Raw genomic sequence first — 22560 nt, 5'->3', positions numbered from 1 at the left:
CTCTCGCCGGACGCCCGGCGGATCCGGGCGGTTCGGAGCGGGCCGGGGTTCCGGTCCGCGGGGGACGGGGTCAGTCGGGCAGGCGCACCAGGGCGCCCTCCCGGGCGTCGACGGTCACCTCGCCCCCGGGCGAGAGGCCCTCGGCCGCACCGCCGCGCACGTCGCAGAGCAGGCGCACGGCCGCGCCGGTGTCGTCGGTCGCGTCCACGGTGACCAGGAGGTCGGCCCCGCGGTAGGCGATGTGGGCCACCGTGCCCCGCAGGAGCAGCCCGCCGGGGCCGGCCGGGGCGTCGGCGTCCGCGGCCCCCGCGGCGACGCGGAGGTTCTCGGGCCGGACCGTGAGGGTCCGGCCCTCGGCGTCGGCGAGGAAGTTCTCGTAGCCCAGGAACTCGGCGACGAAGCGGTTGGCCGGAGCGGGGAAGACCTCGCGCGGCGGTCCCTGCTGCATCACCCGCCCCGCCCGCATGAGCACCATGTCGTCGGACATCTCCAGTGCCTCGTCCTGGTCGTGCGTGACCAGGACGACGGTCAGGCCCGTCTCCGCCTGGATGCGGCGGATCTCGGCCCGCATCTGCACGCGCAGGCGCGCGTCCAGGTTGGAGAGGGGCTCGTCGAGCAGCAGGAGCTTGGGGCGGATCGCGATGGCGCGGGCGAGGGCCACGCGCTGCTGCTGGCCGCCGGAGAGCTTCTTCGGCCTGTTCCCGGCGAGGTGGGCCAGGCCCACCAGCTCCAGGGTCTCCATGACCCGGCGCCGCCGCTCCTCCTTCGCGACCCGGCGGAGCTTGAGGCCGTAGCCGACGTTGTCCGCGACGGTCATGTGCGGGAAGAGCGCGTAGGACTGGAAGACCATGCCCAGGTCGCGCCGTTCCGGCGGAACGCGCGTGCAGTCCCGTCCCGCGATCCGGATGGTCCCCGCGGTGGGCCTGGAGTACCCGGCCAGCATGCGCAGGCTCGTGGTCTTGCCGCAGCCGCTGGGTCCGAGGAGCGTCGTGAGCCGCCCCTCGGCGATGGTCAGGCTGAGGTCGTCGACCGCGGTGAAGTCACCGAACTTCTGGCTGACGCCGACGAACTCGGCAGCGCTGGTCATCGGTTGATACCTCCGAAGATCTTGGCGAAGCCGACGGTGCGTTCGGCGAGGACGGCGAGGACGACGGTGCCCGCGAGGATGAGCGTGGCCATCGCCGCGACCATGGGGTCGTAGCTCTGCTGGACGTAGTCGAGCATCGTGACGGGCAGGGTGCGGAACTCCCGGGTCTGGAGCAGCAGGGAGAGCGGCACGTTGTTGAAGGAGGTGACGAAGCTCAGGAGCGCGGCCGAGAAGATCCCCGGGCGCAGCAGCGGCAGGGTCACCGTCGCGAAGGTCCTCAGGGGCGAGGCCCCGAGGCCCCGGGCGGCCTCCTCGACGTGCGGGTCGGCCAGCGCCAGGGACGCCCCCGTGACGCGCACCGCGTAGGGGATCATGAGCGCGGTGTGCCCGAGCGTCAGCGCGGTGAGGCTGTCGAGCCCGAACCCGATCATGAGCTGCTGGTAGAGGGCGAGCCCCACCACCAGTTCCGGGACGATGAGCGGCGACAGGAACAGACCCTCGACCAGGCCCTTGCCGGGGATCCGGCCCCGGTGGATCGCGACGGCCACGGGCACGCCGATCAGCAGCGCGAGCGCGGTGGCCAGCGCCGCCAGCTGGAGGCTCGACACGAGCGCGGTGAGGAAGGGCTCGTAGCCCAGCGCCTCCTCGAACCACCGGGTGGAGAGCCCCTCCGGCGGGAAGCGGAGCGTGCTGCCCGCGGTGAACGCGGTGACGACCACGAACAGGATCGGCACGAGCATGACGACGTATCCGGCGACCGCGAGCGCGGCGGCGACGGGGCGGCGGGTGTTCACGCTGTGGCCCCCTTGCGGCCGAAGGCGGAGGACAGGCCGGAGACGAGGAAGACGAGCACCGTCATGACGAGCGCGGTGGCCGAGGCCGAGGCCCAGTCCACCGTGACGCTGGAGTAGGCGTAGAGCTGGGTGGCGAGCATGCGCTGGCCCGAGCCGCCCAGGAGGTAGGGAGTGGTGTAGGCGGTGACGGCGCCGGCGAAGACCAGGGTGGCCGCCACGACGATGCCCGGCGACGAGAGCGGCACCACGACGCTCCAGAAGGTGCGGACCCGGCCCGCGCCCAGCCCCCGGGCGGCCTCGTCGAGGCCGGGGTCGACCTGGGCGACCGCCGAGTAGCAGGAGATGACCGCGAGCGGCAGGAACAGCTGGGTGAGGCCGAGGACGATGGCGAGCTCGGTGTAGAGCAGCTGCGGCGCCCTGTCCACGAGTCCCGTCGCGACGAGGGCCTGGCCGACGGCGCCGTTCGCGCCCAGGATGACCAGCCACCCGAAGGTGCGCACGACGTTGCTGAGGAGCAGCGGGAAGATCGCGAGCGCGAGCAGGACACCCGCCCAGCGCGAGGTGGAGCGGGCCAGCAGGTAGGCGATCGGGAACCCGAGCCCGACGCAGAGCGCCGTCACGATCAGCCCCAGGCGGACCGTGCGCCAGATGATGCGCAGGTCGTAGGGGTCCGTGAGCATCCGGCCGAGCCGGGCGAAGACCTCCGCGGCTCCCGTGCCCGGCGGGGAGAAGAGCATCAGCAGCGTCGGGACGAGGAACCCCACGAGCAGGAAGGCCAACCCGGGCACGAGCAAGAGGGCCGACTTGCGTGAGTGCACGGCCTTCCTCCTTCGGGCGTGATGAAACCGGTTGCACAACCGGTTTCACACACCCTAGGGTGCGAAGACGCGTCCACGCAGCATCATCCGTGTAAACACCGTGTAACAACCTGCGAGACCCGGTGGCCGGGCCCCTGCCCCGCGACCGGGCTAGGGTTGACCGACGAGACCTGGAGGCGAATCCGTGCCCACTCTGGCCGACGTGGCCGCGCTCGCCGCGGTGTCGAAGGCGACCGCGTCCCGCGCGCTGAGCCGTGAGGAGCTGGTGGCCCCCGAGACCGCCGCCCGGGTCAGGGCCGCGGCGAAGCAGCTGGGGTTCGTCCCCAACCGCGCCGCACGCCAGCTCGCGCGGGGGCGCACCGGCATCGTCGCCCTGGTGGTGCCCACCCTCGACAACAGCTTCTTCACGCCCATCATCGGCGGCGCCCAGGCACGGGCGGGGGAGGCCGACCTCCAGCTCACCGTGGCGGTGCACCCCCTGGACTCCCCGGACGCGCCGGGGGCCTTCACCCGCCTGGCCAGCCAGGTCGACGGCTTCGTCGTCGTGGCCCCGCGCGGACCGGACGACGTGGTCCGCGCCGCGGGGGAGCTCAAGCCCACCGTGCTGGTCGACCGCGAGATCGAGGGGATGACCTCGGCCGTGGCCGACACCGCGACCGCGTTCGGCTTCCTGGTGTCGCGCCTGGTGGACGACGGCCACGAACGGATCGTCTACGTCGGCGGACCGGCGGGCTCCTGGCAGGACCGCCAGCGGACGGCCGCCGTCACCTCCGCCGCCTCCGGCCGCGCCGAACTGACCGTCCTGGGACCCCACCCCTCCACCTTCGCCGCGGGGGTGGCGGTCGCGCCCTCCGTGCGGGACTCCGGCGCGACCGCGGTGGTGCCCTACGCGACCGCCATCGGGCTGGGCCTGATGTTCGCGCTGGCCGCCGAGCCCGCCGGACGCCCCGTCACGGTCAGCTCGGAGCGCATGGTCGTGGAGTCCCTGGCGATGCGCGGCGTACCGGCCATCGACGTCGACGGCGCCGAACTCGGCCGTGAGGCCGCGGACCTGCTGCTCGCCCGGATCGCCGCCGACCCCCGGCACCCCCTCCCGGCCGAGCGCCGGCGCCTGCCCGTGCCGGTGCGCTGGCCCGACACCGCGGAGCCCGTGGACGCGTGACCCGGGACGGCTTCCCCGTCCCGGCCGCGGAGCGCCGCAGGGTCCGCCACCGCGGCGGCGGTGGCGGACCCTGCGGCGCCCGGACGGAGGACGGCCCCGCCCCGGGCGCCCCGTCCCCGGTCAGACGTCCGGGTGGACGCCGCGCGGGGTGAACACCACCTCGCGCGCCCGGCTCGGGGTGACCGCGCCGCGCAGGGCGGGGTCGGTGAGCAGGACGACCGGCGCGACGCGGTTCGGCGAGACCGGGTACCACTCGGCCAGCGCCTCCTCGATGACGGCCCAGGCCTCGTCGCCGGCACCCCGCGCCACCAGGGCGCGGGCCCGGTCCAGGGCGCGCTCGAAGGCGGGCGGCTCCGGGGCCCGGCGGGAGGCGAGCAGGGCGTCCCGCTCCTCGTCGGTCGACGGCAGCTCGAATCCCGTCGCCCCGCCGCCCAGCGCGCGGACCGCGAAGGCCGTGCTCCCGTGGGCGTCCAGTCCGGCGCTGTACAGGTAGAGCGGAAGGGCCTCGGACTCGATCTGCCCGACACCGACCTCGGCCACCACGTGGGGCCGGTGCAGGAGTCCGCGCAGCTCGTGGTGGATCCCGTTGACGTCGAGGAAGGCCGAGAGCACCGCCCTGAGGTAGGCGGCGGCGCCCGACCCCTTCTCCTCGGCCTTGCGGAAGGTCTCCATCGCGTCGGTCACCCGGCCGCGCAGCGCCGCCGCGCGCCCCCGGGCCAGGAGGTCCTCGGCGCCCTCCGGGCGCACCGGCCGGCCCTCCGACCCGCTCAGCTCCTCGAACGAGGCGCGCTCGGCGACGACCAGGTCCGCGAAGGAGCGGTGGCGCTCGCCCAGCCCGGGGTACCAGCTCGCCCACACGTAGGCGGCCCACTCTCCGTCGGGGGAGACGTCCCCCGCGTCGAGCAGCCAGGTCTGCGCGTCGCTGGCGCCGGAGACCACGAGGAACGGGCCGACCAGTCCGTCCTCCCTCAGCTCCTCCTCGTCGAGCATCGCCTCGTCGTGGAAGTCGTCCGCCCAGCCGGCCTCGTCGGCGGAGAGGAGGGCGTACATGAACATGCCCATCCTGGTCCAGCCGTCGGAGGCCCCGAGGAACGACCTGTAACTGGGCGGCAGCGGGGTCCCGAGCCTTTCCTCCAGGGCCGCGATCCGCTCCTCGGAGGCGCCCTCGTAGCCCAGCCAGGACGCGGCGCGCTGTTCGCCGGTCGTCTCCACGAGCTCGCCCGGCTCCAGGACCCGCAGCATGTCGGCGCTGTACTCGGCGAGGAAGGACCGCCAGCTCCCGACGGTGTTCGGGGCGCCCTCCACGAGCTCGGCGGCGATGCCCGCGTACGGCGCCGGCGCCTCCCCGGCCGCGTAGCGGTGGCCGGTGAACGCCTCGTACGAGCGCCTGCCGGAGAAGAACCGGACCCGGCACAGCTGGGTCTCGCCCCCGCCGGAGTTGCGGGTGATCTCCAGCCTCAGGAACCGGTAGGACTCCTCGGAGGCCTCGCCGGTCACGTGGAAGTCGCGGGCGTGGTGCCGCTGCGGGAAGGTCTCGTCGGCGCGCGCGTCGAGGTCCACCCACGTCCGGCCGTCCTGTGAGCCCTGGAGCACCCAGTCCCGGGGGTCGCGGTCGGCGAAGTCGTTGGCCGACTCCAGCGCGTAGTGCCGGACCCGGACGGGCTCCTCCATGGTGAACTCCAGGAAGTCGGCGTCCCGCCAGGAGAGCCACTTGGCGGCCGTCGCGTCGAGCACGTTGAGGGCGACCTCGCCCGCCCTCGCGTGCTCGTTCCCCGCCCGCACCTCGCGCACCCGGTCGGTGATCTCGACCATCGAGGCGGACTCGTCCAGGTCCACGGAGCGCAGGAGGACCGAGCCGCCGCCGCCCTCGCGGTCGGCCCAGCCGAACCGCGAGACCGGCGCCCCGCCGTCCTCGACGAGCAGGCGCAGCTCCTCGTCCGCCCGGCCGCCCGCGACCAGGAAGCGGTGGGGGCCGGCCGAGGTCCGCTGCACCAGACGGCCCCGCCACTCGTAGGAGGTGCCGTCCGCGGCGACCCGCAGGCCGACGAAGGCGGTCATCCCGGGGTCGAACCCGATCACCGCCTCGGCGCCGTCGACGTCCCGCCAGTCGAGTCGGGCGAGCGGCACGGCCGGACCGGCCTCGAACCCGACGACCAGTCCGTGGTCGGAGGTCCACCGCCCCGTCCCGCTCCTCTGCCGTTCGGTGAGGAAGACGAGGGCGGGCATGTGCTCCGGCATGAGGGCTCCAAGTGAGGGGAGGAGGGGAGGGGTGCTGTCCGGCTGCGCGGACGACCGCGCCCCGGGGACGGGGGAAGGCTACGCGCGCGGGCCGACAGTCGGAGCCGCGCGGAACACACGGCGGCTCCGGGGTTCCCGGCCGCTCCGGCGGGCGCCGCGACGGCGGGGCGGCTGGGCAGCTGGGCAGCTGGGCAGCTGGGCTTGACCATGCCGTAGGGGCATGGTTTCCCATGGGTACCGTCGGCGCGTCCGCGCCGGGGGGCGCGAACTTCGAGGAGGGACGGGCATGGCCTGGAGCACCCGGCAATTGGCGGAGCTCGCCGGCACGAGCGTGCGGGCGGTGCGGCACTACCACGAGGTGGGCCTGCTGGAGGAGCCGGAGCGGCGCTCCAACGGCTACAAGAGCTACGGGGTGGCGCACCTGATCCGGGTCCTGAGGATCAAGCGCCTGTCGGAGCTGGGGTTCTCCCTGGCCCAGATCGCCGACATGGGCGAGGCCGAGTCCTACCCCGACGAGGCGCTGCGGAGCCTGGACGCCGAGCTGGAGGCCACGATCGAGCGGCTCCAGCGGGTGCGCCTGGAGCTGGCCCTGGTCCTGCGCAAGTCGGCGCCCACCGAACTCCCGCCCGAGATGGCGCTCGCCACCGCCGACGTGGACATGAGCGAGGCCGACCGCTCGTTCGTCGTCGTCATGACGCGGTTGATGGACCCCGCCGCGATGAGCTCCTACAGCGAGGCGCTCAAGGACCGCCGGGTCGTCGAGGAGGAGTCCGATTTCGACGCCCTGCCCGAGGACGCCGACGAGGAGACGCGCCGCGAGCTGGCGGAGCGGCTCGCCGGCCCCGTCCGCGGCCTCCTCGCCGACCACCCCGTGCTGGGGGACCTGAACAGGATCGCGCCGAAGCGCCCCCGGTACGCCGCGGAGACGAGCGTGACCGCGCTCAAGGACCTCTACAACCCCGCCCAGGTCGACGTCATGATGCGCCTGGGGAAGATCCTGCGGGACGACCCGCCCGCGTCCTCGCGGGACGAGGGGGCCTGACGGCGCCCGCGCCCGGCGCGGCGCGGCACGGGAGGCGTGCCCGCCGCCGGGGAGGGTCGACAAGTGGACGGATCGACGTGTCGGCCCGGCGCCTTGCCGGCTCGGGGACTTGTCGGCGCAGGTGAACGGAGGCCGTGCCGTCCGGGGGCCGCCCCTGTCCCCCGTGCGAGCGACAAGCAGGTGTCCACCGTGTGGTGACGACGCCGACCCGCCGCGTCCGTAGCGTTCTCCCCAGTCGCCGCGTTCCGTCGGGCCGCGCGGTCCGTGCCGCGGTGAACGGCGCCGACGCCCCTGGCGACGTCCGCCCCCTCAACCCGTTCCTCTGGAGGACCCCATGCCCCGCACCGTCCGGGCGACCGCCCTGACCGCACTGTGCTGCACCGTCGCCGTCACGGCGCTCACCGGATGCGGGCCGCTCTCCGACGTGCGGTCCGGCCTGGACGAGGTCCGGACCGACCTGGAGACCGCCGCCGAGGACGTGATGACCGACGGAGAGCTGTTCACGGGAACCAAGACGCTCGAGGTCGGGGGCGGCTCCGTGAACGTGTCCTGTTCCGGCCTCCCGGCGGACGACCGGCCGGTCGTCGTCCTGATGGCCGGGATGGGCGACGGGCTGGACACCATGGCCGACCTCCAGGAGACCCTGAGCGACGGGGACCGGGTCTGCTCCTACGACCGGTTCGGCGAGGGCGCGAGCGACCAGCCGGAGGGCCCCCAGAGCATCGCCGACGTCGGCGAGACCCTGACCGCCGTCCTCGACGACATCGCCGGCGACGGCCCGGTCGTCCTGGTCGGCCACTCGCTGGGCGGGCTGATCGCCGCCCGCTACGCCCCCGACCACCAGGACAGGGTCGCGGGACTGGTCCTGCTGGACGCCACGTCCCCGACGATGCTCGACGACATCACCGGCGTGATCCCCGAGACGGCCACCGGACCGGGCGCCGAGGTGCGCGCCCAGAACCTCGCCGTGTTCGAGGGTGAGAACCCGGAGCAGATCGTCATCGAGAGCAACCCGGAGGTGCGCTCCGCCGGGGACATCCCGACGGAGATCATCCAGCACGGGGTGCAGTACCTCGGGGAGATCCCCGAGTACGGCGCCGACCTGGAGCGCGTGTGGGCCGAGGGCCAGGAGAAGTGGAGCGGGGTCTCCGGCCTCAGCGAGCTCAGCACCGCCGAGGAGAGCGGTCACTACATCCACGTCGACCAGCCCGGGATCGCCGTCGAGGCCGTCCGGCGCGTCACGGACCAGGCCGCCGCCTGACGCCGGGCGTCCGCCCGGCCGCGCCGCGGCCGGGCGGGCGGGCCGGAACGTCCCCGCCGGAACCGCGCCGCGTGTGCGGCGCGCGCCCGCCGGGGACGCCGGCGCGTCCGCACCCGCCGAACGCGCCGCCCTCCGCACCCGGGTCGGCGTGTCGATCAGGGCACCTGTCGACACGGCCGCTTGTCGACACGGCGACATGACGACCCGTCGATGCGGACCCCCCGCCACAGCCGGATCAGGCCGACCGCGGACCCGCACACCGACGTTCACGACGACAGCACGGTGGAAGCGCTCGAGCGGCTCGGAGGAAGCATCGGCGGAGGATGGGACCGGCCCGGATAAAGGCTCTACGAGCAGCTGATGCCGTACTTTCCAGCAGTACGCAAAAGGCCCCCCGGGTGACCGGGGGGCCTTTTCGTGGGTGGGCGTACCAGGACTTGAACCTGGGGCCTCATCCTTATCAGGGATGCGCTCTAACCGACTGAGCTATACGCCCTCGTTCCGAGGAAACTCTACCGCACCCACCGCACCCGGGCGAACCGGATACCTGACACGGAAGCGAAGGGAGACGCGGCCTCCGCGCCCCTCTTCACTTCCCATTTTACCCCTGGCCGGGAGTGCTCCGTACGCGCTTCGGCCCGGCCCTCCGGGGGAGGGCCGGGCCGGCGCCAAGGGCCTACTCGGCCTCGGACAGCGTCACGTCCACGCCGCCGACCAGGTCGGCGACCAGGTTGTAGACCATCGCGCCCACGGTGGACAGCGCCGTGATCAGCACGATGTTCAGCGCGCCGACCACACCGGTGTAGCCGAGCACGCGTCCCGGCGAGAACCACGCGGCCGGGTTCAGACCGAGCTCGCCATCACCGCCGTCGCCCTCCAGGAGGGCGTCGATCATGCTGGTCAGCTCCTCGAAGACGCCCAGCATCGACAGCGTCGCGTAGATGACGGCGATCGCCACGAACAGGACGATGAAGCAGACCAGGGAGACGACGAAGCTGAACTTCATCACCGACCAGGGCTCCACACGGGAGACCGTCAGGTGCGCCTTCCTGCTGGACAAGGTGGCCTTCACGGCGTTCGGGCCCTCGGGCACCGAGGCCTTCGTTTCGGTCACTGGCGTTCCCCCCGCCTCAGCGCGGTCCTCCGTCACGGGCTCCTCCTCCGCCGGCTCGGCCGGCGCGGACACGGGGGCGACGGGCTCCTCGACCGCAGCCGGGGCCTTCCCGGACTCCGGCTCCGCCTCGGGCTCGGCGGGGGCCTTCGCGTCGTCTCCGGACTCCTCGACGCCCTCGCTCGCGGGCGTCCCGGCGGTCCCGGTGACCTCCGCCCCGACAGTGTCCCTCTCGGCCGTCTCCATGTCCTCGACCCCGGCGGTTCCTGCCGTGTCCGAGTCGGATTCGTTCGTGGTGGTGTTCCGCTGGTTGTCAGACATAGAAACGTTACCGCTGGACTTTCGTTGAGAACGGGTGTTTGAGGCGCTCGGACCCCGTGGGGTTCGCGAAGCGAACCCCACGGTCCTTATCGGGCTTAACGCGCAGTCTAGGCCTCAGGGTTGCGATCCCCGTCGACCGCGTTTCCGTCCGTGTCGGCGGTGGCCTCGGCGGCCTCCGCCACCTCGGCGGCGACGGCGTCGGCCTCGGCCTCTTCCGCGGCCTCGGCGTTGCGCGCCACCGCCACGATCTTGTTGCCCTTGTCGAGGTTCATCAGACGGACGCCCATGGTGGTGCGGCCCGACTGCTTGACCTCGGCGGCCCCGGTGCGGATGACGCCGCCCCCGGACGTGATCGCGAAGATCTCGTCCACCTCGGGGTCGACCATCATGGCGCCGACCAGCTTGCCCCGTGCCTCGACGACCTTGGCCGTCAGGACGCCCTTGCCGCCCCGGTTCTGCACCGGGTACTGCTCGGAGGGGGTGCGCTTGGCGTAGCCGTTCTCGGTGGCGACCAGGACGTCGGTGGAACCGTCGTCCGGGCGGATGACGTCCATGCTGAGCAGGTAGTCGCCCTCCAGGAACCGCATGCCGATCACACCGCTGGTGGCCCGGCCCATCGGCCGCAGCGACTCGTCGGAGGCCGGGAAGCGGATCGCCTGGGCGTCGCTGGAGATGAGCAGCAGGTCGTCGTCGGGGAAGACCAGGCGGGCGGCGATCAGCTCGTCCTCGTCGCGGAGGTTGATCGCGATGATGCCCGCCGCGCGCGCCGAGTCGAAGTCCTCCAGGCGGGACTTCTTGACCAGGCCCTCACGGGTGGCGAGCACCAGGTAGGGCGCGGCCTCGTAGTCGCGCAGCGCCATGATCTGCGCGATCTCCTCGCCCGGCTGGAACGGCAGCAGGTTCGCCACGTGCTGGCCGCGCGCGTCGCGCGCCGCCTCCGGCAGCTCGTACGCCTTCGTCCGGTACACCCGGCCCTGGTTCGTGAAGCACAGGATCCAGTGGTGGGTGGTGGTGACGAAGAAGTGCTGGACGATGTCGTCCTGCTTGAGCTGGGCGCCGCGCACGCCCTTGCCCCCGCGCTTCTGCGCCCGGTAGTTGTCGATGCGGGTGCGCTTGGCGTATCCACCGCGGGAGATCGTGACGACCACGTCCTCCTCCGCGATGAAGTCCTCCATGCGCATGTCGCCCTCGAACGGGATGATGTGCGTGCGCCGCTCGTCGCCGTACTTCTCGACGATCTCCCTGAGCTCCTCGCGGATGATGCTCCGCTGGCGGACGTCCGAGGCGAGGATGTCGTTGTAGTCGGCGATCTGGGACATCAGCTCGTCGTACTCGGCGGTCAGGGCGTTGCGCTCCAGCGCGGCGAGCTTGCGCAGCTGCATGTCGAGGATCGCGCGGGCCTGGATGTCGTCGATCTCCAGGAGGCTCATCAGGCCGGTGCGCGCCTCGTCGGCGGAGGCGCTGGCCCGGATGAGGTTGATGACCTCGTCGATGCGGTCCATGGCGCGCAGCAGCGCGCGCAGGATGTGGGCCCGCTCCTCGGCCTTGCGCAGCAGGTACTTGGTGCGCCGGACGATGACCTCGACCTGGTGCTTGACCCAGTGGCGGATCATCTGGTCCAGGCGCAGGGTCCGCGGCACGCCGTCGACCAGCGCGAGCATGTTCGCGCCGAAGGTCTCCTGGAGCTGCGTGTGCTTGTAGAGGTTGTTGAGGACCACCTTGGCGACGGCGTCGCGCTTGAGCACGATGACCAGCCGCTGGCCGGTCCGGCCGCTGCTCTCGTCCCGGACGTCGGCGATGCCGGTGATCTTGCCGTCCTTGACGAGGTCGGCGATCTTCAGGGCGAGGTTGTCCGGGTTGACCTGGTAGGGCAGCTCGGTGATGACCAGGGTCTGGCGTCCCCGGCGGTCCTCCTCGACCTCGACCACGGCCCGCATGGTGATGGAGCCGCGACCGGTGCGGTACGCCTCCTCGATGCCGCGCTTGCCGACGATGAGGCCGCGGGTCGGGAAGTCGGGGCCCTTGACGCGCTGGATCAGCGCGTCGAGCAGCTCCTCGTCCCCGCTCTCCGGGTTGTCGAGGTACCAGTTGACCCCGTCGGCGATCTCGCGCAGGTTGTGCGGCGGGATGTTGGTGGCCATACCGACCGCGATACCCGAGGAGCCGTTGACCAGCAGGTTCGGGAACCGGGCCGGGAGGACGACGGGCTCGGAGGAGCGGCCGTCGTAGTTGGGCCGGAAGTCGACGGTCTCCTTGTCGATGTCCCGGAGCATCTCCATGGCCAGCGGGGCGAGCTTGCACTCGGTGTACCGCATGGCGGCGGCCGGGTCGTTGCCCGGGGAGCCGAAGTTGCCGTTGGGGTCGACCAGCGGCATCCGCATGGACCACCACTGGGCGAGGCGCACAAGGGTGTCGTAGATGGCGCTGTCGCCGTGCGGGTGGTAGTTGCCCATCACGTCGCCGACGACGCGGGCGCACTTGAAGTAGCCGCGGTCGGGGCGGTAGCCGCCGTCGTACATCGCGTAGAGCACGCGCTGGTGGACGGGCTTGAGGCCGTCGCGGACGTCGGGGAGGGCACGGCCGACGATGACCGACATCGCGTAGTCGAGGTAGCTGCGCTGCATCTCGACCTGGATGTCGACGGGCTCGATCCGGTCCGTCGTGCGCGGGAGCGCCTCCACCGTGGAGTCCGCTCCCTCAGGGGCGTCCGGGTTGTTCGCATCCGTCACGGATGTCGATCCCTTCTACGAAGCTTGTGTTGAGCGTGGTTCACTGCCCGGGACCTCGCCCCGGGCCCGGTCCCTCTAGATGTCCAGGAAGCGGACGTCCTTGGCGTTGCGCTGGATGAAGGCGCGCCGGGACTCGACGTCCTCGCCCATGAGCACGCTGAACATCTCGTCGGCCTGGGCCGCGTCCTCCAGGCTGACCTGGAGCAGCACCCGGCGGTCGGGGTCCATCGTGGTGTCCCACAGCTCGTTGGCGTTCATCTCGCCCAGGCCCTTGAACCGCTGCACCATGTCGCGCGGGCGCGGGTCGCGCTTCCCCTCGGCGATCCCGGCCTCGATGACCCGGTCCCGCTCGGCGTCGGAGAAGGCGTAGCTCGCGTCGCTGCCCTTCTGGTCCCACTTGATCTTGTACAGGGGCGGCGCGGCCAGGTAGACGTTGCCGGCCTCGACCAGGGGCTTCATGAAGCGGAACAGCAGGGTCAGCAGCAGTGTGCGGATGTGCTGTCCGTCGACGTCGGCGTCGGCCATCAGGATGACCTTGTGGTACCGCAGCTTCTCGGCGTCGAACTCCTCGTGGATGCCGGTGCCCAGGGCGGTGATGATCGCCTGGACCTCGTTGTTCTTGAGGATGCGGTCGATCCGCGACTTCTCGACGTTCAGGATCTTGCCGCGGATGGGCAGGATGGCCTGGTTGTGCGGGTTGCGCCCGCCCTTGGCGGAGCCGCCGGCCGAGTCGCCCTCGACGATGTAGACCTCGCACTCCTCCGGGTTGGTGGACTGGCAGTCCGACAGCTTTCCGGGGAGGGAGGTGGTCTCCAGCAGGGTCTTGCGACGGGTGAGGTCGCGCGCCTGCCGGGCGGCGACACGGGCCCGGGCGGCCTGGCTGGCCTTGGACACGACGTCCTTGGCCTCGCCGGGGTTGCGCTCGAACCAGTCGCGCAGGTGCTCGTTGGTGACCTTCTGGACGAAGGACTTGGCCTCGGTGTTGCCGAGCTTGGTCTTGGTCTGGCCCTCGAACTGCGGGTCGGCGAGCTTGACCGAGATGATCGCGGTCAGACCCTCGCGGATGTCGTCGCCGGTGAGGTTGTCGTCCTTCTCCCGCAGCAGCTTCTGGTCGCGGGCGTACCGGTTGACCAGTGTGGTGAGCGCGGAGCGGAAGCCCTCCTCGTGGGTGCCGCCCTCGGCCGTGTTGATCGTGTTGGCGAAGGTGTGCACCGACGAGGTGTACGACTGGTTCCACTGCATGGCGACCTCGACCGCGATGCCGTCGCCCTCTTCCTCGAAGGAGATGATCGACGCGTGCGCCGGCTCCTTCTTGGCGTTGATGTGGCGGACGTAGTCCGAGAGGCCGTCCTCGTAGTGGAAGGTGTTGACGGTCGGGCCGCCGTCGGTGTGCTCGGGCCGCTCGTCGCGGATGGTGATGGACAGCCCCTTGTTGAGGAAGGCCATCTCCTGCATCCGGCGGGCGAGGGTCTCGAACGTGAACGTCGTCGTCTCGAAGATGGAGCCGTCCGGCCAGAACGTGATCTGGGTGCCGGTCTCGTCGGTCGTCTCGCCCTTGACGAGCTCGCCCGTGGGCGCGGTCATCTCGTAGTGCTGGCGCCACACGTGGCCGTGCACGCGGATCTCCACGTCCAGTGCCGTGGACAGCGCGTTGACGACGGAGACGCCGACGCCGTGCAGACCGCCGGAGACGGCGTAGGACTTGCCGTCGAACTTGCCGCCCGCGTGGAGCGTGGTCAGCACGACCTCGACCGCGGGGCGCTTCTCCACGGGGTGGAGGCCGACCGGGATGCCGCGCCCGTTGTCGGCCACCCGCACCCCGCCGTCGGCCAACAGGGTGACCTCGATGGCGTCGGCGTGCCCGGCCAGCGCCTCGTCGACCGAGTTGTCGACCACCTCGTAGACAAGGTGGTGCAGGCCCCGCTCTCCGGTGGAACCGATGTACATTCCGGGGCGCTTGCGAACTGCCTCAAGCCCCTCGAGAACCGTGATTGAACCTGCGTCGTAGGCCAAGTGGGAACACCCTCCTGCTGGGGACGCCTGCCGGCCGTGGCCGGGCGGACGACGGTTGGCCCTCGGCACGGTGATCGAAGGGCCGAGATGCCGCGACACCTGGGGGATCACCGTTCGCCGCACGGGCCGTCCGCCCACCCTCTCCTGGGGGCGTGGTACCGGCTACAGGCGTCTGAAGAACCGTCTCCATGATACCCCGCGCGGTACGACAAAGTGGCATTGGCGGCCCTGTGCCGCATCACAACGAACGTTCAGGGAGGGAGCCGACTCCCTACACGCGGGAGGGGTCTCCCGCAAGTCCCGGCGCGCTTCAGTGGCGTTGGGCCGGACGTCGGGGACGTGCCGCCCGCCCCGGATCGCGCACCCCGCACCACGTACCCCCGGTAGCACACCACCCCCGGGAGGACCGCGTTCACCTGCGGCTATCCACAGCCTGTGGACGGTCCGGGCCTCCCCCTCCGCGGAGCGGGAGGCCCGGAAGGCCGTTCAGCGGCGCCGGAAACCGGGGCCCCGGACCTTGATCGCGACGACCGTCCCGTCGCCCAGCTCCTCGTTGAGGCGGCGCATCAGATCGCGCACCATCGCTCGTGCGTGGGCTGCCATCGTCGGCGAATCGGCCACCACGACCAGTTCGCCCTCCGAATAACTTTCGGGGCGCAGATGCTCGGCATTGAATTCGCCCACGATGTCCGACCAGCGGCCGAAGACGCCCCCGATCGCCACCTGTTCCTGCCACCCGTGCTCGATGAGCCAGGTCCGCACGGCCTCGCCGAACAGCTGCGGCTCGTTGCGTGACCGCATCCGGCCACGCCTCCGCGAGCGCTGGGATCCGCGGGGGACGGCGCCGCGGTCGCGCGCCTCGGCCCTGGCCCTCGCGAGAGCCTGGCGCGCGAGGTCGGCCCCGGACGCCACGGGCTCGGCGGGCGCCGCGGGGACGGGCGGGGAGGACGGTGCGGACGGAGCCGGGTCGGGGGGCCGGAGTGCTCCGTCCACAGCCTGTGGACGGAGCGCGCCCCCGCCGAGGACCGATGCCCCCGCCCCCGGGCCGGGGCCCGGGGATCCGCCCGGCGTGTCCACAGGCTGTGGACGGTGGTCACTCACCCTCGACGGCCCCCTCGCGCACTCCGAACCGCGCCCCGTCCAGCTCCTCGGGGATGTCCTCGGCGACGGCGGCGGTCACCAGGACCTGCTCGGCGTCGCGCACGCGCTCGGCCAGCCTGCGGCGCCGCTCGCTGTCGAGCTCCGCGAACACGTCGTCCAGGATCAGCACCGGGTCGTCCCCGTCCGCTCTCAGCAGCTCGAACGCGGCGAGCTTGAGGGAGAGGGCGTACGACCAGGACTCGCCCTGGCTCGCGTACCCCTTGGCCGGCATGTCGCCGAGCTGGAGGTGGAGGTCGTCGCGGTGCGGCCCCACCAGGCTGATCCCGCGCTGGAGCTCCTTGTCGCGCGCCTCCGCCATGGCCGCGCGAAGGGCGTCCGCGAGCCGGGGGCGGTCCTCGGGAAGCCCGGCGCCCTCCGGCGCCGCGGAGCTCCGGTAATGGGGGACCGCCGGCCCGCCCGAGTCGGTCAGCCCGGCGTAGGCCGCACCGATCCTCGGTCTCAGCTCCTCCACCAGTGCCAGCCGCGCCGCCAGCAGCTCCGCCCCCGCCTCGGCCAGGTGGTCGTCCCAGACCTCCAGCGTGCTCAGGTCGGGCGCCGCGCGCTGCTTGAACATGCGGCTGGAGGCCGACTTGAGCAGCGCGTTGCGCTGCTTGAGCACCCGGTCGTAGTCGGAGCGCACCCCCGCCATGCGGGGCGTGCGGGCCACCAGGAGGTCGTCCAGGAAACGGCGCCGCTCACCGGGGTCGCCCTTGACCAGGGCCAGGTCCTCCGGCGCGAACAGCACCGTGCGCAGGATCCCCAGGACGTCGCGCGGCCGGCCGGCCGCGGCCTGGTTGATCCGGGCGCGGTTGGCGCGGCCGGGGTTGAGCTCCAGGTCCACCACCATGGACCGGTCGTCACGGACGACCTTGGCCCGGACGATGGCGCGGGGCGCGCCCATGCGGACCAGCGGGGTGTCGGAGGAGACACGGTGGCTCCCCAGGGTGGCCACGTAGCCGATCGCCTCGACGAGGTTGGTCTTGCCCTGGCCGTTGGACCCGACGAACACGCTCACGCCCGGAGCCAGCTCCAGCAGCGCGGACTCGTAGGAGCGGAAGTCGGCCAGTTGCAGGTGGGATACGTACATCCGGCCTTCCTCCTGGGGCTGGAGCGCGGACTTCGGGCGGAGAAGGGTGCGGTGGTCCCGGGGACGGGCACGAAGGCGCGTCCCCGGGGAGGAGCGGTGCGGGAGCCCCGCGCCCGGGCGGGCGGCGTACGGCACGGACCGTGCCGGGGCGCGGGCGCCTCGGGCCCGGGGGAGAGGGGCGACGCCCTAGGGCTCGTCGTGGTCGTCGGCGGCGCCGGCCTTGGTGACGGCGTGGCCGCCGAACTGGTTGCGCAGCGCGGCGACGACCTTCATCGCGGGGCTGTCGTCCTGGCGGGAGGCGAACCGGGCGAAGAGCGCCGCGGTGATCGCCGGGGCCGGGACGGCGAGGTCCACGGCGGCCTGGACCGTCCAGCGGCCCTCGCCGGAGTCCTGGGCGTAGCCGCGCAGCTCCGCCAGGTCCGGGTCCTGCTCCAGGGCCCGGGAGAGCAGGTCGAGCAGCCACGAGCGCACGACCGTGCCCTCGCGCCAGCTCTCGAACGTGCCGGGCACGTCGTCCACGACGTCGGAGGCGGCCATGAGCTCGTAGCCCTCGGCGAAGGCCTGCATCATGCCGTACTCGATGCCGTTGTGGACCATCTTCACGAAGTGGCCGGCGCCGACGCCGCCGGCGTGCACGAAGCCGCCGCCCTCGTCGGGGGTGAGGGAGTCGAAGACCGGGCGCGCCCGCTCGATGTCGGACGCCGCGCCGCCGACCATGATGCCGTAGCCGTTCTGACGGCCCCAGACCCCTCCGCTGACACCGGCGTCGACGTAGCCGACGCCCCTGGCCGACAGGGCCTCGGCGCGGGTGCGGTCGTCGACGTAGTGGGTGTTGCCGCCCTCGATGACGAGGTCGCCCGCCTCCAGGAGGTCGCCGAGTTCGGCGACGGTGGCGGAGGTGGGCTCCCCCGCGGGGACCATCACCCAGACGGTCCGCGGAGCGGCCAGTCGGCCGACCAGCTCGGCCAGGGTGTCGACGTCGCGCTCCTGCGAGGCGACGTCGTAGCCGATGACCTCGTGGCCCTTCTCCCGGAGCCTGGCGGCCATGTTGCCGCCCATCTTGCCGAGACCGATCATGCCGATCTGCATCGTTGTACTCCCCTTCGCCACCTGCGGATGGAAGCCGACCGGCCCGGGGCGGAAGCCGCGGGCCGGGTCCGGCGGACGCCAGTCAATCGAACCTGTCCGGATCAGCCGGGCTGGCGCACCGGCATGATCAGGTAGCGGTACTCGGGGGCCGAGCCCTCCTCCGCCGGCTTCCCGGTGAGGATCGACGGCTTGGTCGAGGTGGTGAAGTTCATGCGGGCGACGTCGGTGCCGATGGCGCCGAGCCCGTCCAGCAGGAACCCGGAGTTGAAGGCGATCTGGATGTCGTCGCCGTCCAGATCGGCCTCCAGGACCTCGACCGCCTGGGCCTCCTCGCCGGTACCGGCCTCCAGGACCAGCTGGCCCTGGGTGAAGGAGAGTCGCAGCGGGGTGTTGCGCTCGGCGACGAGCGAGACGCGCTTGACCGCCTCGACGAACTCGGCGCGCCCCACCTCGGCGACCGAGTTGAACGTGTCCGGCAGGAGTGCCCGGTACTTGGGGAACTCGCCGTCGAGCAGGCGCGTGGTGGTGCGGCGGCCGCCGCCCTCGAAGCCGATCATGCCCTCGCCGGAGTCGCTGCTGGCGAGCGCGATGGAGATCTCGGCGCCGGAGGTCAGCGACTTGGCGGTGTCGTGGAGCGTCTTGGCGGGGACCAGCGCGACCGCGGAGAGGTCGGGGTTCTCGGGCTTCCAGGTCAGCTCGCGCACGGCCAGGCGGTAGCGGTCGGTGGAGGCGAGCGTGATCGTCTCGCCCTCGATCTCGACGCGGACGCCGGTGAGCATCGGCAGGGTGTCGTCGCGCCCGGCGGCCACGGCCACCTGGCTGACGGCGGCGGCGAAGGCGTCGCTGCCGATGGTCCCGCTCACACCGGGCATCTCCGGGAGCGTGGGGTAGTCCTCGACCGGCATGGTGTTCAGCGTGAACTTCGCGCTGCCGCCGGTGACAACGACCTTGGAGCCGTCGGTGGCGACCTGCACAGCCTGGGGAGGGAGGTTGCGGGTGATCTCGGCGAGGAGCTTGCCGGTGACCAGGACCTGGCCGGGCTCCTCGACCTCGACGTCGACCGCCGCCTGGGTGGACACCTCGTAGTCGAAGCCGGACAGGCGCAGCTGCTGCCGGCCCTCGAACTCGCCGGCCTCCAGCAGGATGCCGACCAGGACCGGCACCGAGGGGCGCGTCGGCAGTGTGCGCGCGGTCCAGGCGACTGCCTCGGCCAGGACGTCGCGTTCGACCCGGAACTTCACTTTCCGACTCACTTTCCGCACGACCGGCAGTACCGGTCGAAGCCTCAACGTTGCAGCTCGTGGGGTGTCTGTGGGTCTGCCGGAGTACTCCGTCGACAGGGCTGTGGACAGCGCCTGGGAGCCGGCTCGGATCCCGTAGGGGCCACCGCTCGGATGTGGGCGGCGGAGGACAGGGGCGAGACCACACGTTACCCGGATTCCTCCCCTGCCGCTGACAGCTCGGCACCGGTCTGTCGTCGCTGTCGTCTCGGGGCTTTGTCCACAGATTTTCCGCGAAGCTGTTGTGAAGCCACTCTTGGGTTAATGAAGGTGCGCCGTAGTAGTAGGGCCTGTGGATAGTGTGGATAACCATCATTGTCGCAGGTCAGACTGCGAATTTTTGTCCACAGGTCCTGTGTGTAACCCTGTGCGTAAGTCGGGCCCCTTGTGGACAACCGAGGGGCCCCTCAGGTTGTCCACACCGCGTCCACAGGTTCGTCCACAGGTTTTCCCCAGCTTGTCCACAGTGGGGCGGGGTGTGGACGGGAAGGGGTCGGCTTCGGCGTCCACAGAGAAGGGGTGGGTTACCCACAGCTTCGACGCGGTTGTCCACAGCTTGTCCACAGGGTTGTCCACAGATTTCGACCCTCTCCTGTGGATAACTTCCGCGAGAATCCGCCAAAGTTTTTTTCCGACACCCTCCACAGACCACCCGAACGCGGACAAAGAGTCTGTGCACAGGTTTTTCCACAGGGCCTGCCTCCGCCATGTGGCGTGAACAGGGGCGGAGCGCCGCCAGACGTCCGCGGACGCCGGTGTGGGGAGGGCAACAGCGGGGGCGCCGACCCCGGAACCAGGCGAAACGAAGAGTGTCGCGGACGGACCGCGGCGGCCCCGCGCAGGGGCCGTGAACCCCGACAAGGCGGGGCGTTCGTCCCCACAGGCCTGTGGATAACTCCGGGGGAGGCGGCGGGCGGGGCGTCCGCGGACGACAAGTCGCCATGTCGCCCCGTCGACGGGACGACATGTCCGCAGGAGCCGGGGCGCGGTCCCGCCCGGTCCGTGCGGGAGCGTGAGGGGGAGCCGTCCGCCCCCCGGGCGCCCGCCGGGGCCGCACGGGAGCGGGACGGGGGCGGCCCCGTACGGACAGGGGCGGGAACCGTGGAGGGGCCCGCCGGTCGGCGGGCCCCTCCACGGTCGGGAGCGGGATCAGGGCAGCGAGGGCTGGTCCTTGATGCGGCTGGTGAGCTCGTGCACCTGGTTGTAGATCGACCTGCGCTCGGCCATCAGCGCGCGGACCTTGCGGTCGGCGTGCATGACCGTGGTGTGGTCGCGCCCGAACTGCTGACCGATCTTGGGCAGCGACAGATCGGTCAGCTCCCGGCACAGGTACATGGCGATCTGCCTGGCGGTCACCAGGACCCGGGAACGCGACGTCCCGCACAGGTCCTCGACCGTCAGGCCGAAGTACGCGGCCGTCTGGGACATGATCGCCCCGGCCGTGACCTCCGGGACCTCCGTGCTGGGGACCAGGTCGCGCAGCACCTGGCTGGTGAGGTCGAGGTCGACCGACTGCCGGTTGAGGCTCGCGAAGGCGGTCACGCGGATCAGCGCGCCCTCCAGTTCGCGGATGTTGGTGGAGATCTTGCTGGCGATGAACTCCAGGACCTCCGGCGGGGCCGCCAGCCCCTCCTGCGCGGCCTTCTTGCGCAGGATCGCGATCCTCGTCTCCAGCTCGGGCGGCTGGACGTCGGTGAGCAGGCCCCACTCGAACCGGCTGCGCATGCGGTCCTCCAGCGTGGTCAGCTGCTTGGGCGGCCGGTCGCTGGAGATGACGATCTGCTTGTCGGAGTTGTGCAGCGTGTTGAAGGTGTGGAAGAACTCCTCCTGCGTCTGCTCCTTGTTCTCCAGGAACTGGATGTCGTCCACCAGGAGGACGTCGATGTCCCGGTAGCGACGGCGGAACCCGTCCGCCTTGCCGTCCCGGATCGAGTTGATGAACTCGTTGGTGAACTCCTCGGAGCTGACGTAGCGCACACGCGAACCCTCGTAGAGGCGGTGCGTGTAGTGCCCGATGGCGTGCAGCAGGTGCGTCTTGCCCAGGCCGGAGCCGCCGTGGATGAACAGCGGGTTGTACGCCTTGGCGGGCGCCTCGGCCGCCGCGACCGACGCCGCGTGCGCGAAGCGGTTGCTGGAGCCTATGACGAAGGTGTCGAACGTGTACTTGGGGTTCAGTCGCGCGTGCTCGCCGGGGGGTACCTCCGGCGAGCGCCCCGGCGGCGGGGCGGGGGAGGGCGCGGAGGGCCTCGGCGACGCCCGGACGGGCTCGGGCGGGGGCTCGGGGGCCGGGTCCTGGTCCCGGGAGGCCTCGTCCGGCTCCTCCTCGGGCCGCCGGTCCCCGGCCGCGAACTGCTCGGAGCCGGCGGCCGGGCCCCGCGGGGTCTCCCAGCGGTTGGGCTGGTCCCAGCCGGGCCCGCTCCAGCTCTGCTGCTGCCACGACTCCGGTTCCCGTCGGCCCTCCCGGGCGGAGGGCTGCTCCCACAGGGGGGAGGTCGGGGTCTCCTGCGGTGTGGCGAACGTCTGCTGGACCCAGGGCGCCGGGACGTCGCGGGCCGCGTACGCCGACGGGTCCTGGCCGTCCTGGCCGGGGCCCGCGTGCGGGTCCGCCTGGCCGGTCACGCGGCCGGCCGGGGGGACGGGACCGCCGTCCGCGGCGTAGGCGTCCGGGGAAGGGGTGGGACCGAGCAGGTCGGCGTGTCCGGCCTCCCCCGACGGTCCGGAGGGCCACTGCCGTCGGGCCGTCGGCGGCGCGTGGTGGGCGCCCGCTCCCGCGGCGGCGTCCTCCCTGGTGTGTCCGGACGGGGCGCCCCCGCTTCCCGGGAGCCTGTCCTCCTGCGACGGGGCCGGGCGCGCGTGCTGGCCCCGGGCGCCGGCCCGCGACTGCGGGGTCGGGCCGTGGGGGGTGGCGGGGGCCGTCGGCGAGGACGGCCCGGCCGAGGCGACGCCGGGCGTGCCGGGGGAGAAGGTGTGCCCGCGGTCGGCCTCCGCGCCCCGCGTGGCCGAGGGGCCGTAGGAGGCCGACGGCGCGGGGGTGGGGGGCGGGGTCGGCACGGCGGTCGGGTCGACCGTCACCGCGACCCGGATCTCCCGTCCCAGGTGGGCGGAGAGCGCCTTGCTGATGGCGGGGTAGAGGCGCGTCTCCAGCACCTTCTTGGTGAACTCGTTGGGCGCCGCGATCAGCGCGGTGTCCTCGATCAGGCCCAGTGGCCGGGTCTGCGGCAGCCATGCCCTCTGGTGCGCTGGCAGGGAGTCGTTGTCGATCCCGTCCAACACGCTGGACCAGACCATTGCGAGGTTGACCTGTGCGTCAGCCAAGGTGACCTGCCATGGGTGCTGTCCCTTCGGTGCGGATCAGTGCGTTGCGGGTGGAGCAGGAGGGGACGGGGGA

The 22560-nt window shown here is 72.1% G+C and carries 15 protein-coding genes and 1 tRNA gene; 3 read left to right on the top strand and 13 right to left on the bottom strand.

What is annotated here, in order from left to right; genetic code table 11:
* Window positions 1–70 precede the first annotated feature (70 nt).
* From OUQ99_RS00080 to OUQ99_RS00070, 3 genes are read right to left on the bottom strand one after another with little or no spacing between them, the layout of a single operon-like run.
* Window positions 71–1087 (bottom strand): ABC transporter ATP-binding protein, encoded by a 1017-nt coding sequence (locus OUQ99_RS00080; protein WP_267947368.1) that lies wholly within the window; start codon window positions 1085–1087, stop codon window positions 71–73.
* A complete protein-coding gene (locus tag OUQ99_RS00075) occupies window positions 1084–1881 on the bottom strand; it encodes an ABC transporter permease (RefSeq protein WP_267947367.1) in 798 nt (265 codons plus the stop codon). The genes OUQ99_RS00080 and OUQ99_RS00075 overlap by 4 nt, the downstream gene beginning before the upstream one ends.
* Window positions 1878–2699: an ABC transporter permease gene (locus OUQ99_RS00070; RefSeq protein WP_267947366.1), complete on the bottom strand. Its 822-nt coding sequence runs from the start codon at window positions 2697–2699 to the stop codon at window positions 1878–1880. The genes OUQ99_RS00075 and OUQ99_RS00070 overlap by 4 nt, the downstream gene beginning before the upstream one ends.
* Before the next feature lie 184 nt (window positions 2700–2883).
* On the opposite strand from OUQ99_RS00070, the gene OUQ99_RS00065 reads away from it, so the two are divergent.
* A complete protein-coding gene (locus OUQ99_RS00065; protein WP_267947365.1) occupies window positions 2884–3861 on the top strand; it encodes a LacI family DNA-binding transcriptional regulator in 978 nt (325 codons plus the stop codon).
* A gap of 120 nt (window positions 3862–3981) precedes the next feature.
* Here OUQ99_RS00065 and OUQ99_RS00060 read toward each other — a convergent pair whose 3' ends face one another.
* Complete coding sequence (locus OUQ99_RS00060) at window positions 3982–6099, bottom strand: SMI1/KNR4 family protein (protein WP_267947364.1); 2118 nt, start codon at window positions 6097–6099, stop codon at window positions 3982–3984.
* 286 nt (window positions 6100–6385) lie between these two features.
* On the opposite strand from OUQ99_RS00060, the gene OUQ99_RS00055 reads away from it, so the two are divergent.
* Window positions 6386–7141 carry a MerR family transcriptional regulator gene (locus OUQ99_RS00055; protein ID WP_267947363.1) on the top strand — a complete coding sequence of 252 codons (756 nt, stop codon included), beginning with the start codon at window positions 6386–6388 and terminating at the stop codon, window positions 7139–7141.
* Window positions 7142–7475: 334 nt separating this feature from the next.
* Window positions 7476–8402, top strand: coding sequence for an alpha/beta fold hydrolase (locus tag OUQ99_RS00050; protein WP_267947362.1), 927 nt, complete (start codon window positions 7476–7478; stop codon window positions 8400–8402).
* 422 nt (window positions 8403–8824) lie between these two features.
* On the opposite strand, the gene OUQ99_RS00045 is transcribed toward OUQ99_RS00050, so the two are convergent.
* The 9 genes from OUQ99_RS00045 to dnaA all read right to left on the bottom strand — a co-directional run bounded on the left by OUQ99_RS00045 (window position 8825) and on the right by dnaA (window position 22460).
* Window positions 8825–8898, bottom strand: a tRNA-Ile gene (locus OUQ99_RS00045).
* Window positions 8899–9078: 180 nt separating this feature from the next.
* A complete protein-coding gene (locus OUQ99_RS00040) occupies window positions 9079–9834 on the bottom strand; it encodes a DUF3566 domain-containing protein (protein WP_267947361.1) in 756 nt (251 codons plus the stop codon).
* Between the two features lie 107 nt (window positions 9835–9941).
* Entirely contained in the window at window positions 9942–12563 is a 2622-nt protein-coding gene (gene gyrA / locus OUQ99_RS00035) for a DNA gyrase subunit A (protein ID WP_267947360.1), read from the bottom strand.
* 75 nt (window positions 12564–12638) lie between these two features.
* On the bottom strand, window positions 12639–14576 hold the full coding sequence (gyrB, locus tag OUQ99_RS00030; protein ID WP_267947359.1) for a DNA topoisomerase (ATP-hydrolyzing) subunit B: 1938 nt from the start codon (window positions 14574–14576) through the stop codon (window positions 12639–12641).
* A gap of 486 nt (window positions 14577–15062) precedes the next feature.
* Entirely contained in the window at window positions 15063–15569 is a 507-nt protein-coding gene (locus OUQ99_RS00025; RefSeq protein WP_378554266.1) for a DUF721 domain-containing protein, read from the bottom strand.
* A gap of 100 nt (window positions 15570–15669) precedes the next feature.
* Complete coding sequence (gene recF, locus OUQ99_RS00020; protein ID WP_267947358.1) at window positions 15670–16803, bottom strand: DNA replication/repair protein RecF; 1134 nt, start codon at window positions 16801–16803, stop codon at window positions 15670–15672.
* A 186-nt stretch (window positions 16804–16989) separates the two neighbouring features.
* Window positions 16990–17892 (bottom strand): phosphogluconate dehydrogenase (NAD(+)-dependent, decarboxylating), encoded by a 903-nt coding sequence (gnd, locus tag OUQ99_RS00015; protein ID WP_267947357.1) that lies wholly within the window; start codon window positions 17890–17892, stop codon window positions 16990–16992.
* 101 nt (window positions 17893–17993) lie between these two features.
* Complete coding sequence (gene dnaN / locus OUQ99_RS00010; RefSeq protein ID WP_267947356.1) at window positions 17994–19133, bottom strand: DNA polymerase III subunit beta; 1140 nt, start codon at window positions 19131–19133, stop codon at window positions 17994–17996.
* Window positions 19134–20321: 1188 nt separating this feature from the next.
* Entirely contained in the window at window positions 20322–22460 is a 2139-nt protein-coding gene (dnaA, locus tag OUQ99_RS00005; RefSeq protein ID WP_267950581.1) for a chromosomal replication initiator protein DnaA, read from the bottom strand.
* Window positions 22461–22560 lie beyond the last annotated feature (100 nt).

Source organism: Streptomonospora nanhaiensis (assembly GCF_026642255.1).
In the GTDB taxonomy this organism is placed as follows: Bacteria; Actinomycetota; Actinomycetes; order Streptosporangiales; family Streptosporangiaceae; genus Nocardiopsis; species Nocardiopsis tropica.
This window is presented reverse-complemented; position numbering and strand designations above follow the sequence as displayed.